The 12,673-nt window shown below is 36.5% G+C and carries 14 protein-coding genes; 8 read left to right on the top strand and 6 right to left on the bottom strand.

What is annotated here, in order from left to right; all coding sequences use genetic code 11:
* Positions 1 to 40: 40 nt before the first annotated feature.
* The 5 genes from V6256_RS01250 to V6256_RS01230 all read right to left on the bottom strand — a co-directional run bounded on the left by V6256_RS01250 (position 41) and on the right by V6256_RS01230 (position 3,236).
* The gene (locus V6256_RS01250; protein ID WP_341596169.1) at positions 41 to 1,660 is read right to left on the bottom strand and encodes a diacylglycerol kinase family protein; all 1,620 of its coding nucleotides are present in this window, start codon (positions 1,658 to 1,660) and stop codon (positions 41 to 43) included.
* 155 nt (positions 1,661 to 1,815) lie between these two features.
* Positions 1,816 to 2,247 (bottom strand): hemerythrin domain-containing protein, encoded by a 432-nt coding sequence (locus V6256_RS01245; protein ID WP_341596168.1) that lies wholly within the window; start codon positions 2,245 to 2,247, stop codon positions 1,816 to 1,818.
* A gap of 87 nt (positions 2,248 to 2,334) precedes the next feature.
* On the bottom strand, positions 2,335 to 2,529 hold the full coding sequence (locus V6256_RS01240; RefSeq protein WP_341596167.1) for a hypothetical protein: 195 nt from the start codon (positions 2,527 to 2,529) through the stop codon (positions 2,335 to 2,337).
* Between the two features lie 15 nt (positions 2,530 to 2,544).
* Positions 2,545 to 2,712, bottom strand: coding sequence for a DUF1328 family protein (locus tag V6256_RS01235; RefSeq protein ID WP_341596166.1), 168 nt, complete (start codon positions 2,710 to 2,712; stop codon positions 2,545 to 2,547).
* 152 nt (positions 2,713 to 2,864) lie between these two features.
* Positions 2,865 to 3,236: a BON domain-containing protein gene (locus tag V6256_RS01230; RefSeq protein WP_341596165.1), complete on the bottom strand. Its 372-nt coding sequence runs from the start codon at positions 3,234 to 3,236 to the stop codon at positions 2,865 to 2,867.
* Between the two features lie 780 nt (positions 3,237 to 4,016).
* Here V6256_RS01230 and V6256_RS01225 point away from each other — a divergent pair.
* The 3 genes from V6256_RS01225 (at position 4,017) to V6256_RS01215 (ending at position 6,897) form a co-directional block, all read left to right on the top strand.
* Complete coding sequence (locus V6256_RS01225; protein WP_341596164.1) at positions 4,017 to 4,223, top strand: hypothetical protein; 207 nt, start codon at positions 4,017 to 4,019, stop codon at positions 4,221 to 4,223.
* A gap of 2 nt (positions 4,224 to 4,225) precedes the next feature.
* Positions 4,226 to 5,032, top strand: a complete 807-nt coding sequence (locus V6256_RS01220) for a bile acid:sodium symporter family protein (protein ID WP_341596210.1) — start codon at positions 4,226 to 4,228, stop codon at positions 5,030 to 5,032.
* A gap of 515 nt (positions 5,033 to 5,547) precedes the next feature.
* A complete protein-coding gene (locus V6256_RS01215) occupies positions 5,548 to 6,897 on the top strand; it encodes a Fic family protein (RefSeq protein ID WP_341596163.1) in 1,350 nt (449 codons plus the stop codon).
* 311 nt (positions 6,898 to 7,208) lie between these two features.
* Here the strand turns inward: V6256_RS01215 and V6256_RS01210 are convergent, their stop codons facing one another.
* The gene (locus V6256_RS01210; protein ID WP_341596162.1) at positions 7,209 to 7,925 is read right to left on the bottom strand and encodes a UTRA domain-containing protein; all 717 of its coding nucleotides are present in this window, start codon (positions 7,923 to 7,925) and stop codon (positions 7,209 to 7,211) included.
* A 192-nt stretch (positions 7,926 to 8,117) separates the two neighbouring features.
* On the opposite strand from V6256_RS01210, the gene V6256_RS01205 reads away from it, so the two are divergent.
* Genes V6256_RS01205 through V6256_RS01185 form a run of 5 tightly spaced genes read left to right on the top strand, consistent with a single transcriptional unit; the run spans position 8,118 to position 12,672 of the window.
* Positions 8,118 to 9,173 carry an ABC transporter substrate-binding protein gene (locus tag V6256_RS01205; protein ID WP_341596161.1) on the top strand — a complete coding sequence of 352 codons (1,056 nt, stop codon included), beginning with the start codon at positions 8,118 to 8,120 and terminating at the stop codon, positions 9,171 to 9,173.
* Between the two features lie 11 nt (positions 9,174 to 9,184).
* The gene (locus tag V6256_RS01200; RefSeq protein ID WP_341596160.1) at positions 9,185 to 9,988 is read left to right on the top strand and encodes an alkaline phosphatase family protein; all 804 of its coding nucleotides are present in this window, start codon (positions 9,185 to 9,187) and stop codon (positions 9,986 to 9,988) included.
* Positions 9,989 to 10,002: 14 nt separating this feature from the next.
* A complete protein-coding gene (locus V6256_RS01195) occupies positions 10,003 to 10,875 on the top strand; it encodes an ABC transporter permease (RefSeq protein WP_341596159.1) in 873 nt (290 codons plus the stop codon).
* Positions 10,868 to 11,653: an ABC transporter permease gene (locus V6256_RS01190; RefSeq protein WP_341596158.1), complete on the top strand. Its 786-nt coding sequence runs from the start codon at positions 10,868 to 10,870 to the stop codon at positions 11,651 to 11,653. Before V6256_RS01195 ends, V6256_RS01190 begins: the two co-directional genes overlap by 8 nt.
* Positions 11,653 to 12,672 (top strand): ABC transporter ATP-binding protein, encoded by a 1,020-nt coding sequence (locus tag V6256_RS01185; protein ID WP_341596157.1) that lies wholly within the window; start codon positions 11,653 to 11,655, stop codon positions 12,670 to 12,672. The genes V6256_RS01190 and V6256_RS01185 overlap by 1 nt, the downstream gene beginning before the upstream one ends.
* The last annotated feature ends 1 nt before the right edge of the window (position 12,673 follow it).

The following is a 12,673-nucleotide window of genomic DNA, read 5'->3' as shown; positions in this document are numbered from 1 at the left end:
GCTTAATAAAATAAAATAATCTGCTCTATATATCAGTTGCTTATACTTTTTTTGTATAGACTTTAAGTGAAGCGGGTTGTAATTTTATATGCACTTTTTTAGCTGAGTAATGTTCGCCGTCTAAAACATATTGTATTGCTTTATCGGCTGAAATTTGAATATCTTCAGCATCTATATATTGAAACTGTGTTGCTTTTTGCGTTTCATTTAAACTAGAAATCGTTAGGTCAGAGAGGGCAAGTACTCTTTCAGTGAGAGAATCCGTATCTTTTAAATAGGTAATATGAAGTTTACCATCGTTAGGTTGAGGCCTTTTACCACCTTGCGCTAATAGTGTGCTAAAGGGAGCAATATTGGCAACGCATAAACTTTGAACGTGCATTTCCTGTGGCTCCCCATTATCAGTAATAAGAGATAATGTTTGTTTATCATCACTGACGATAGCATTAAAAAAACCTGTTAAATAAGCGACTTGGCCGTGTTTATTTTTAGTTTCTCGACTCGCAGATTCAATCATTTTCTGTTCAAAACCAATGCCCATTACCAGTAGCATTAAATGATCATTACACTTTGCTGTGTCTATTTGTTGAGTTTGCTCTCCTAAAATAGCTTGGCAGGCACTTTTTACCGGTGAAAATTTAGTTTCTAATCCATATAAAACATGACATAGCGCATTGGCTGTACCAAATGGCACAATACCGAGTGTAATATCAGTGTTAGTGAGTTGATTGGCGACTTCCGTTACCGTGCCGTCTCCACCACACACAATTATCTTATTTGCTGAAGCTTGCTTGGCTTCTTTAGCTAATGTTGTTGCTGAAATCTCAGGGGTTGTTTGTTTTATCTTCAAACGGTGTTTAGTGGTTAGTTCTCGGATTAACTGTTGTTGATGTTGCTGCCATTTTCCACCCCCAGCAACAGGGTTGGCAATCATCCAAGTATGCTCAGATAATTGTAGTTTCTTCTGTTTGCTAATTGCGGTTAATATTTTACGTTGTTTTTTATTTAAATTAGCGGACTGACGAATAGAGTGAATTTTTGCTAATGCTTGGTCCACATTTAGGCTCGAGTCTTGGCTTAATAGGTAGGCTGCCATCACAAATACAGAGCGACCTCGTCCTAGAGCGCAATGAACGACAACCGATCTAGATTGTGACAGTTGTGTATCAATCCAATTAAGTGCATGACGTAATTTATGTAAGGAAGGTGCCTTATGATCTAATACAGGGATAGTTAAGTAATCAAAATGCTTATCGGTCATAGCGCTTTCTAATCCTGCAAACTCTGCAGTGGTATCGACGATACAATCAATGTTTTGTGACTTTAAATACTCGAGATCAGAGCTTAGTAGCCGTCTAGAAAGGTATAAGTTATCGGTGATTTTTTGTATCGGTGGCGTACTATCATGCTTTCTTGCCCAATAATTATAAGCTCGAACACCCTGTAAAAAAGGAATAAAAGCCCAGCGTATCCACCAGGCTATTTTGCCATCGCTATTTTTACGGAAAATAGAGTGGATATCGAAGAGATAAGCGATACTGACTAATGCAAAAGAAATCGTTAGCCAAATAAACAGTATTTTTAATAGTAAAAGATCAAAAATACAAGCCAGTGCAAAACTTAAAAATGCAGCTAAAACATAATATTTTGTAATGAACATACTGTTATCCCTCATAAAACCATACACCTAGGTTGTTAGATGTATGGGTATCTCTTCGACAGGCTTAAGTGTAATTACATTAACTCATTATCACTGGGAATAGTATTGTTTGTGTTGTCATGTAATTACGATAATTTAACGCGACCTAATTTAAATTAACTTGCCATCTCTTGAGTATATTCTTTGGCTAGCTGGCTTTTTTGTTGTTCTGTAAATACTTTGCCTGCCATTTGGAAGAAACGTTGCTCTTCCTCTTCTAGATGGTGCGATACTTTGTGTTGTAGTGAATGCATTATGGTTAACCAACCTGGAGAGTTAAAGTCGGTATCATTAAGCTGTGCAATAATTTTATCGATAGCATGATGCTCAGCTATACCATGTCTAGACATTTCAACGGTTTTATCCTTTTCAATTAAAGGTTTATAAAAATACCGTTCTTCAGCAATGGCATGCTGTTCTAATTCTTGTTTTAGATCGCTATAAAACTCTCTACGTGCAGCGGTATCACCTGATGTTGTTACCAATGCAGACATTAATAGGCGTTGTTTTTCATGGCTTTCACGTAATTTTTCAAATATGTTATTCATTATTTATTTATCCTTCTTTAATCGATTAAAAAGAGCGTGTAGAAAATGACGTTAATCATTTTTCTACACTCATAAATAATTTAAGTATTAACAGTCTTTATCTGCTGCATCTAATGTGTCTTTCACATCTTCACAGGTATCTTCGATACTGTTACCAATATCAGTTGCGGTTTCATCTAGCTGCTCACCTGTTTCTTCTGCAGGGCCTTCACTACAAGCACTCAGTAACAGTAATACGGCACCGATTGCGGCGAAACATTTATATGATGTTAAGTTTTTCATTACATTCTCCTACTATTATTTGGGGCGATTTATGGCATTGATAACAAGTGATACAACAAATAATACAATGAATAGGTAAAAGATTATTTTAGCTATCCCTGCTGCTGCACCGGCGATGCCGCCAAAACCTAAAACGGCTGAAATCAAAGCGATGATTAAAAATAGAAATACCCAGCGAATCATGACATCTCTCCTAAATTATATAATGTGTAAAGTGCATCACTGCTGACTGCTATCGAAGCAATGATGGTTCTTATAGTTCTTGTTGTTATAATCAGGTAACGCTTGTCTTTTTGTTGCTGTAGATGAGTTACCTATTTATATCTGCGAACTTGTTAAGACATTAATAAGCTATTAGTCACATTGGTGGTTACTTTGTTTTTGTCTGAACTGACGGCTGCTGTTTCATCTTTGATAGTCAGTTTATTTTCAACACCTTTTACGCCATCTAAGGTCTTAATTAACTCTTCAGCTAATGACTTCTCAAGAGTGCTGTTTACCTCTCCTGTTAAAGTGACAATGCCATCTTCAACGTCAGTATCAATATTGAAAGAGTTAAGTTCGGCGTTAAGTAATAAAGTGGTTTCAGCTTTACCGTCTACCCATGCATCAAGGGATTCACCTTTCCAATCTTGCTCAGATGCAAATGCCAACGTTGATGAAGTCAGTAGTACAGTCGAAAGGGCAATCTTTGTTATGTTCTTCATGTTTTTCTCCTCTAGTTGATATTTAATGATACTAAAGCGATAGTCGTGCCAACTTTTTATCTTATTGTTTCTATTGGGTTTTTATTTTATTTTAGGTGTTGGCTTTACGTTAGTTATGAACTATTTACAGGGGAGGGTGTAATAATTATCAAGTATTTATAGGCCACTTTTACTTTTTTAACTTGATTATAAAGATACAAAGAGAGTGGATTGTATTATTGATGTTTTAAGCTCTAAGAAGAGTGAATCAGCCTGTTAAGTACATTATTTAGGTGAGTTATCACGCTTAGTTAGGTCAGCGTTGGCTTATATTTAATGGAATCTTTAAATTAAAGATAGGCCTTATAGTCTTTTTTAGGTGAGTATGGGAAATGGAGGTATAGCTCAACCATCAAGTTATATTCTATGACGACATTAAATCACATAACGCTTAATTCATAATAAGATGCCAAAAGGGTCATTGATATAATTGCTCTTTATGGCCATTAGACTAAGAATATCTTTTCAACTTTCTACCTTACTTTGGGGCACAAAGCACCTTAAATTGTTTGCTCTATTATCCGTTGAAATAGCCAATTTATGCTGATTCCCTGTCAATAGAAAGTAATAGCAAAAGGCAAGGTTTGACCCCTGAAATTTTGGAATTTAAAGAAAGGTAACGGTAATGTCAGACGTAAGTCACTTTGAGCAAATAAAACCTCTGTACTAAAACAGAAACCTGTTGAAGATATAATTGCTTTAAACGTATACTCGAATTTTTTGTCTTAAAAGGATTTAGAGATGCATTTTTTAGGGGTGATTAGTCAACAGTTGAGTCGGTTTACCGCATTAGTTATTGTTTTAGCAGCAGCGGTGACATTTATAGAACCCGCGACTTTTTCTTGGGTGACAGGCAATACTCAGATCATTGTACTAGGGGTTATCATGCTTGCTATGGGCATGACATTGGGTAAAGAAGATTACAAAATATTGGCTAAACGCCATTAGATATTTTTATTGGTTCTATCATCCAATATACCGTGATGCCGATATTAGCCATTGGTGTGGCTAGCCTGTTTGATCTCTCACCTGGTTTAACACTGGGCTTGGTTTTAGTAGGTACTTGTCCAGGTGGCGTATCTTCTAATATCATGAGCTATCTGGCTAAAGGTGATGTTGCTTTTTCGGTGGGTATGACCACTGTGTCAACCGTCATTGCACCTTTGATAACACCGCTGTGGTTGAATTACTTAGTGGGCCAATCAGTCGAAATGGATGGTTGGGGCATGTTCCGCTTTATGCTACTAGTTACTCTGCTACCCGTTGCTATCGGCTCCATGCTAAATATTTTATTTCATAACAAACATTGGTTTAAAGATGTGCAAGCCGTTATGCCTGGCGTTGCTGTATTAGCTTTTGCTGCGATCGTGGGCGGTGTTGCAGCCGTATTTGGCAGTCAGTTTTTACACTCAGGATTGGTCGTCATCTTAGCCATTGCCGTACACAACTTTGCCGGTTATATACTGGGTTTCTACTCAGGTGTATTATTTGGTATGAACAAGGCCAAAAAACGTACCATATCTATTGAGGTTGGTGTGCAAAATGCAGGCTTAGCAACGGGCTTAAGTACCAAGTTTTTCCCTGCTAATGCACAATCTGCGATCGCGGCAGCTGTTGCTTGTATCTGGCACTCGATATCCGGCTCTGTATTGGCAAATATCTTTGCTTGGTGGGATAAACGTCAGGAAGCAAAATCCCCTACTGCTATCGATGCACAAGTTATCGTAGATATTGATAAACCAATAAAAAATAGTTAAGGCACTTTTGGTATTCAAGAATCGCACTGACGGAGCGCTTTTATAGTGATTAGCAGTGCTTCATCATTGCTCAGTCACTATTATCTGCTTATTTATAAAGTGCCTTTTGATATTTATCTTAAAATACACAGTACAACACCAGTCGATAATACGGAGTTTCATTATGATTGGGGTCAGTCTTTCATTAGTTCAATAATTTGTGTGTTCACTTCGCTTTTTGATAACCGAAATCGTATCATTGTAATAATGTGAATTAATGGATGTCTAGTAACTATATAGTTTCTATAAATTTAATGTTTAAAATGAAACCACATATTTTATTATAAAGCTTTGACAGTTAATGATTTAATTATTGTTATTTTTTATTTCATAGTCCGTGACTATCGTGAATTATGGATAATATACTGTTATACGTTTCTCTTATTCTCTCTATTTTATTCTATTCAATTCTTGACTTATTATAATTTACTGCCATTATAAAATTATCTAAACGCAAATTTTAAAAGTTGAGTTATATGGTTAAGCCTACAGTGGAAAGAGCACCTAAATTTGAAATTTCAGAAGTTGATTTATCAACAGTAGGGAAATACTTAAATGAGTACGGAGCTACTGATGATAAGGGGAGATACCTTCACTGGAATCAATTGAAGTGGCGTGTACCGCAAGCTGAAGCAAAAGATATTTGGGCTGCAATTAAGTTTAAGAGAACGATGCAAATCAAGTATGTTCATTTATTGGATGATAAAGAAAAGTGTTTCTCATATGCGACTCCTCATTCGATGGAAGCAAAGCTACATCAAATAATTAAAGTTGCAGGTGGAAGTGTTGGAGCAATAGCTGGTAACGTTGCTTCTGACAGTATTCAAAGAAAATACTTGGTTTCTTCTCTAATAATGGAAGAGGCGATAACGAGTGCACAATTAGAAGGTGCATCGACGACTCGTGAAGTAGCAAAAAAAATGCTAGAAGAAGAAAGAGAGCCTGTTGATGAAGATGAGAGAATGATCATCAATAACTTTCTTTTACTTAAAAATGCAGAAAAAGTTTCTAAAGAGCCATTATCAATTGATTTGATTTTAGATTTTCATCGTATTGCAACTAATAAAACTACTGAGAATAATGTAGTTCCTGGTGAGTTCAGAGAAGATAATGATATTTTTGTTGAAGATGATAGAGGTGAGATTGCACATAAACCACCTTGTTATAAAGAGATTCCTGAGAGGCTTCAACGTCTGTGCGACTTTGCTAACGAAGAGCATTCAGGCATTGATGGTGGGGAATTTATTCCTCCTGTAATTAAAGCAATAATATTACATTTCATGTTGGGGTATGAGCATCCGTTTAGGGATGGAAATGGTAGAACTGCTCGTGCTTTATTTTATTGGTTTATGTTAAAAAATGAATACGATCTTTTTAAATATGTTTCCATTAGTAAATTATTAAAAGATGATCCTAAGGGCTACGGCCTTTCATATTTATATACAGAAAAAGATCAAAATGATCTCACATATTTTATCGATTTTCAGTTAGATATAATTCTAGCTGCATTTGATGAACTACAAAATTATTTAAAAGTTAAAACTGATGAATTTTACCAAGTAGTTGAAATTTTGGATAATTCACAATTTAATAATCTTTTAAACTTTGTTCAAAAAGATATTGTTAAAAAAGGCACAAAAGATCCAGGTAGGTTGTTTAGTGTAAAGGAAACAGCTAACTCTTATGCTATTGCTGAAAATACGGCTAGAACATATTTAAATAAATTAGTCTCGCTTAAGTTATTACTTCAAACAAAAGATGGTAGGACAACCTTATATTTTGCTCCTTCTGATTTGAAGTCACGACTAAAAGCAAACCACGTATAACAAGCTGTTTAAACTGATAAAAAATAGTTGGCCATCGCTTGCGATTATAGCCAATTATTTTTTACAGCTTAACGGGGCCTTATGGCTGTAGAGTTTCTCCAAAAAAATCATTTTATGAATGGGGGCTTATGAATGGGTCGTGTCTTGCCTTTTGCTTCTTATTATTGCGGTTGAACGATGTTGGCCACAACTTTATAGCCCACTCGCTCGCTATTGGGGCGAAAGTGACTTAGAGGTATTACTCTATTTTATCAGTACTTACAGAAATTCATGCCCGTAATGTCCGGGTTGTTGTCGTTAAAGAAATAACTTTAATGTTCGATACTATCAATGCTGATCATAACTGAGTCTGGGCGCCAATATTCAAATTCACAGTCAATAATCTCTTCATATTGGTTGTAATTTACACGGCATATTTTCAATACTTGTTGCCCTGCACTGAGGTTAAGTGCTTTGGCTACATGTGCTGGTGCGGTAGTTGGTATCACATCAAAGCGTGAACGACTGGTGCTGAAATTATATTTTTCTTGATATAATTGAGTAAGGGACTGATTGAGATCTTCCTCTATAATATGAGGGAAAAAATCACTGATTAAACAGTTTTCCACAAATAGCACGACTCTCCCATCAATATATCTTAAGCGCTCAATAATATGAATTTCAGTGAGCTCTTTAAGCTGCAAAATTTTCGCGTGCTCACTTGGTGCCATGATGGTATTGATATTAACTAATTGCGTTTCGGCAATTCGGTTCTGCTCACTCACCATCTGTTTAAAATGACATCGTGACAATGGGTTATATTGAATTCTTGGTGGAGAAACAAACCAACCTCGTCGGTCTTCTCGATATATTAACCCTTCTGCTTCTAAAGATTTAAGTGCTTCTTTTACGCTAATTCGAGTCAGGGAAAATAAGTCACAAAGCTCTCGCTCGGATGGTAGTTTTTGTAATGCTGTTAATGCATTACCAATAATTTGTTCACGTATGACATCCTTCATTTTGAGCGGAATTTGCTGTTTTTTTTGCATATTCTGAACTAGTCCAGTTGTATGTGTTTATATTAAATTACTATAGATTGAAACTTAAAAATAGGGGGAGTAAAGGGTTATTGATCACAAATAAGTTAAAAAATAGTTTTTACTTATTGTAAAAAAACTGTAATGTTTGGCTTGTAGTATAAAAAATGAACTCACTGAACTAGTCCAGAGGATGGAAGTAAAATGAATACATTTAAAGTTACGTCAACACTTATCGCACTCTCTCTATCACAATCTTTGTATGCTGCTGAATCGACGGATATAGATTCACTGGTTGCTGCCGCTCAAAAAGAAGGTCAGGTTTATAGTATCGGAATGCCTGATTCATGGGCAAACTGGAAAGATACATGGGCTGACTTAAAAACCAAATATGCTATTGAACATCAAGATACCGATATGAGTTCTGCTCAAGAAATCGCTAAATTTGATGCTGAAAAAGAAAATGCCACTGCTGATATCGGTGATGTTGGTTTTGCATTTGCACGTGTAGCTGTGCAAAAAGGAGTATCGCAACCGTACAAACCAAGTACATGGGACGATATTCCTAATTGGGCAAAAGATGCAGATGGCCATTGGGCATTAGCTTACACCGGTACCATTTCATTTATTTCAAACAATAATCTAGTTGAAGATGCGCCTACAACATGGGCAGATCTATTAACAGGTAAATATAAGGTAACAGTAGGCGACGTAGGTGTTGCATCACAAGCAAATAATGCCGTTTTAGCTGCTGCAATTGCCAATGGAGGGGATGAAGGTAACCTAGATCCTGCTATTAAATTCTTTGGTGAATTAGCAAAACAAGGGCGTATTTCATTTACTGACCCAAGTATTGCCAATTTAGAAAAGGGTGAAATTGAAGTCGCTATTCTTTGGGACTTTAATGCTTTGAATTACCGCGACCAAATTGATCGTTCTCGTTTCACTGTCAGCATCCCACAAGATGGTTCAGTGATTTCAGGTTATACAACGATTATTAATAAATATGCTAAGAACCCTAATGCAGCGAAGTTAGCACGTGAATATATCTTTAGCGATGCAGGTCAAATTAATTTAGCTGATGGTTACGCTCGCCCAATCCGTACTAACGTGACATTACCAGATGAGATTCAAGCAAAGTTAATTCCTAATGAGCAATATAAATCGGTTTCTCCAATAAAAGATTTTAAAGCTTGGGAAAAATCTGCTCGTAAACTGCCACGTCAATGGCAAGAAGGTGTACTTATTTACCAGAACTAAAAGGATTTATAATGAACGATAAGGTTATTCTTGTTGTTCTTGATGGCTTAAATCTGAAAGTAGCCCAGGATTGCCTAGGCTACTTAAATGGTTTAGTAGAGCACAAGAAAGCAAGCCAATATTCACTATATAGTGAACTCCCATCACTATCTCGCCCCTTGTATGAATGTATTTTAACGGGGGTCACCCCTATAGAAAGTGGAATAGTACATAATAATGTGACTCGTCGTTCTTTGTTTGAGTCTATTTTTAGCCTAGCGCAGGCACAAGGTAAAACAACCGCCGCTGCTGCTTACCATTGGGTTAGTGAACTATATAATCGCTCTCCTTACGATCCGATTCGAGATCGTCATACTCACAATGAAAGTTTATCCATTCAACATGGCGTTTTTTATCATTGGGATCATTATCCTGATGAAGCATTAGTCTTGGATGGAGAGTATTTACGCCAAGAATTTGATCCTGATTTTTTGCTTGTGCACTCTATGAATATAGATGATACCGGCCATAAGTTTGGTCTTGATTCAGCTGAATATAGAAACTGTGCTCGCCATGCCGATATTATTTTATCTAACTTTTTACCCACTTGGATAGAAGAGGGATATCAAATATTAGTGACCAGTGATCATGGTATGAATAATGATAAGTCACATGGTGGAACGCTTGTTGAAGAGCGTGAAGTGCCGCTTTATTTGATTGGTGATCGTTTTAGTCATTCAGATATTTCCATACAACAAACAGAGTTATGTGGATTGGTGTGTGAATTACTTGGTTTATTGCATCACAAGCCCTTCGTAGAAGAGGCATTAACATAAACAAGGATGATGTTATGTTAGCGATTAAGTCTGAAAAATCGAAGGGCGCTGTTTTTATAGTAAAGTTAGGTCAATACAAGCCGGTCCTTTGGTTAATACCATTTATAGTTTTTTATTATCTATTTCAAATTGCACCTATGCTTTGGGTTTTCGTCAATAGCTTTATTTATGATGGAGAGTGGACAATAGAAAACTACAGCGAAGTTTTTGATTCTGCTTTCATTTTACAAAGCTTTAGCAATAGCCTTTGGATCTCCTTTTGGTCTAGTTTGATCGGCTTAGCCTTAGCCGCTTTATTAGTGTCATCTTTGAGGCATTTAGATAGCAAAATTCGAGATGCTATTATTGCATTTACTAATATGAGTAGTAATTTTGCAGGTGTTCCATTAGCTTTTGCATTTATTATTATCCTTGGTACGAATGGCGCTGTGACTTTGTTACTAAGGCAGTGGGGAATATTAGGCGATTTTGATTTATATAGTAAATCAGGTTTACTTGCTCTCTATATTTACTTCCAAATTCCATTGGGGGCTTTATTACTTTATCCGGCCTTTGATGCGTTAAAAAAAGATGCCTATGAAGCTTCACAATTATTAGGTGCAAATACACGACAATATTGGTTAAAGATAGGGTTACCTATTTTGTCACCTGCTTTATTAGGGACTTTTATTATCTTATTTGCCAATGCCATTGGCGCTTATGCCAGTGTTTATGCATTAACCAATGGTAACTACAATATGGTGACGATTCGTATCGCAAGTTTGGTTTCCGGCGATCTATTCCTAGAGCCTAATTTGGCAGCTGCAATTTCTGTTTTATTGATGGCGTTATTAGCGTTGATAACCGCTGTAAATCAATGGTTAATAGCAAGGAGCTACCATGCATAATCAAAATTTATTGCTACATAAAACAGTGGTCTACGGGTTATCAACATTATTACTTATCCCTATTCTTGCCACTTTAATTTATTCGTTTTCCTCAAGTTGGGGAGCAACCATGTTACCTGATGGCTTTTCAATAAAATGGTATTCGCAATTATTAACCGATCCGCGTTTTATAGAGGCTTTTGCACGTTCATTATTTATTTGTATTAGCTCGTTAATACTGGCAATGGTATTAGTACTACCGATGATATTTGTTATTTTTTATTATTATCCTGCATTGGATAAATTAATGAATATATTAATCTTATTGCCATTTGCAGTACCGCCTGTTGTTTCCTCAGTAGGGCTATTGCAGTTATATGCAGATAGCAGTATTCAACTCGTCGGGACACCTTGGATCTTGATTGGAACCTATTTTACGATTGCACTTCCTTTTATGTATCGCGCTATTTCTAATAGCTTTAGCACTATTAATTTAAGAGACCTTGTTGATGCTGCCCACTTATTAGGAGCAAGTACTACCAAAGCTTACCTTTTGATTATCTTACCTAACCTTAAAAAAGGATTATTAGCATCGACGTTTCTTTCCTTTTCATTTTTATTAGGTGAGTTTGTTTTCGCTAATATATTAGTGGGAACACGTTATGAAACATTACAAATTTATCTATATAACATGCGTCAGACGAGTGGGCATTTTACCTCTGCTTTAGTGATGACTTATTTTGCTTTTATCTTTATATGCACTTGGTTGGCAACCCGTTTTAGTCGAGGAAATGAATAATGAGTTACGTTAAAGTTAATCAGTTTGCCAAAAGTTTTGGTGATGTTGATGTTTTTAAAGATATCGACTTTTCAATTGAAAAAGGCGAGTTCATTACGCTGCTAGGACCAAGCGGTTGTGGTAAATCAACTTTATTACGTTGTATCGCTGGGCTGGATAATGTTGATCTGGGGACATTGTTGGTTGAAGGAGAAAACATTACTGATCTTGCGCCACAGCAGCGTGAAATTGGTATGGTTTTCCAATCTTATGCATTGTTTCCAAATATGACCGTTGAAGATAACGTGGCTTTTGGCTTAAAAATGAACGGGTTTAGTAAGTCTAAGTCACGCTTAGAAGCTAAAAAGATGATTGATTTGGTTGAGCTAGCCGGAAAAGAAAAGTTCTACCCTAGGGAGCTCTCAGGTGGACAACGCCAGCGTGTTGCTTTGGCGCGTGCTTTGGTGGTAAGGCCAAGAATCTTGCTGCTTGATGAGCCGCTTTCAGCTTTAGACGCGAAAATCCGAAAAAGTTTACGACAGCAAATTCTGAACATTCAAAAAGAGTTAAATTTAACAACGATATTTGTTACTCATGACCAAGAAGAGGCCATGTTATTGTCAGATAGAATCTTTTTGATGTCTAAAGGCAGTATTGTCCAGCAGGGAAAACCTGAAGATATTTATACTAAACCTGCTAATGAATTTGTTGCTTCGTTTATGGGGCATTACAATTTAATTGATGCTGATGTCGCCAACCAATGGTTCGATATTTCTACCTCAGATAAAGTAGCGATTCGTCCTGAATCGATTTATATTCGTGAAAAGGGCAGACAATATGGTGAACATATATCGATAGCAAAACCGGGAGTAGTGCTTTCACATCAGCTATTAGGTAATGTGATCCGCTATAGCGTTGAGGTCGATAAGCAACAGTTAACCGTTGATTTATTAAACCGATCCTCGGAGCGATTATTAACTAAAGGAGCGCCCCTTGAGTTAATGTTCAATTTAAATGAAATACAACCGGTGAGGTCTTAAG

Source organism: Psychromonas aquatilis, assembly GCF_038155185.1.
Lineage (GTDB): Bacteria > Pseudomonadota > Gammaproteobacteria > Enterobacterales > Psychromonadaceae > Psychromonas > Psychromonas aquatilis.
The sequence above is the reverse complement of the archived record's forward strand: the minus strand, read 5'-3'. Positions and strand labels throughout refer to the sequence as shown.

Bases quoted from the DNA above. Each gene is read 5' to 3' on its own strand.
- V6256_RS01200 (WP_341596160.1), top strand. From the start codon at position 9,185: ATGAACGATAAGGTTATTCTTGTTGTTCTTGATGGCTTAAATCTGAAA.
- V6256_RS01185 (WP_341596157.1), top strand. From the start codon at position 11,653: ATGAGTTACGTTAAAGTTAATCAGTTTGCCAAAAGTTTTGGTGATGTT.
- V6256_RS01240 (WP_341596167.1), bottom strand. From the start codon at position 2,529: ATGAAAAACTTAACATCATATAAATGTTTCGCCGCAATCGGTGCCGTA.
- V6256_RS01210 (WP_341596162.1), bottom strand. From the start codon at position 7,925: ATGCAAAAAAAACAGCAAATTCCGCTCAAAATGAAGGATGTCATACGT.
- V6256_RS01190 (WP_341596158.1), top strand. From the start codon at position 10,868: ATGCATAATCAAAATTTATTGCTACATAAAACAGTGGTCTACGGGTTA.
- V6256_RS01245 (WP_341596168.1), bottom strand. From the start codon at position 2,247: ATGAATAACATATTTGAAAAATTACGTGAAAGCCATGAAAAACAACGC.
- V6256_RS01235 (WP_341596166.1), bottom strand. From the start codon at position 2,712: ATGATTCGCTGGGTATTTCTATTTTTAATCATCGCTTTGATTTCAGCC.
- V6256_RS01230 (WP_341596165.1), bottom strand. From the start codon at position 3,236: ATGAAGAACATAACAAAGATTGCCCTTTCGACTGTACTACTGACTTCA.
- V6256_RS01195 (WP_341596159.1), top strand. From the start codon at position 10,003: ATGTTAGCGATTAAGTCTGAAAAATCGAAGGGCGCTGTTTTTATAGTA.
- V6256_RS01250 (WP_341596169.1), bottom strand. From the start codon at position 1,660: ATGTTCATTACAAAATATTATGTTTTAGCTGCATTTTTAAGTTTTGCA.
- V6256_RS01215 (WP_341596163.1), top strand. From the start codon at position 5,548: ATGGTTAAGCCTACAGTGGAAAGAGCACCTAAATTTGAAATTTCAGAA.
- V6256_RS01225 (WP_341596164.1), top strand. From the start codon at position 4,017: ATGCATTTTTTAGGGGTGATTAGTCAACAGTTGAGTCGGTTTACCGCA.
- V6256_RS01205 (WP_341596161.1), top strand. From the start codon at position 8,118: ATGAATACATTTAAAGTTACGTCAACACTTATCGCACTCTCTCTATCA.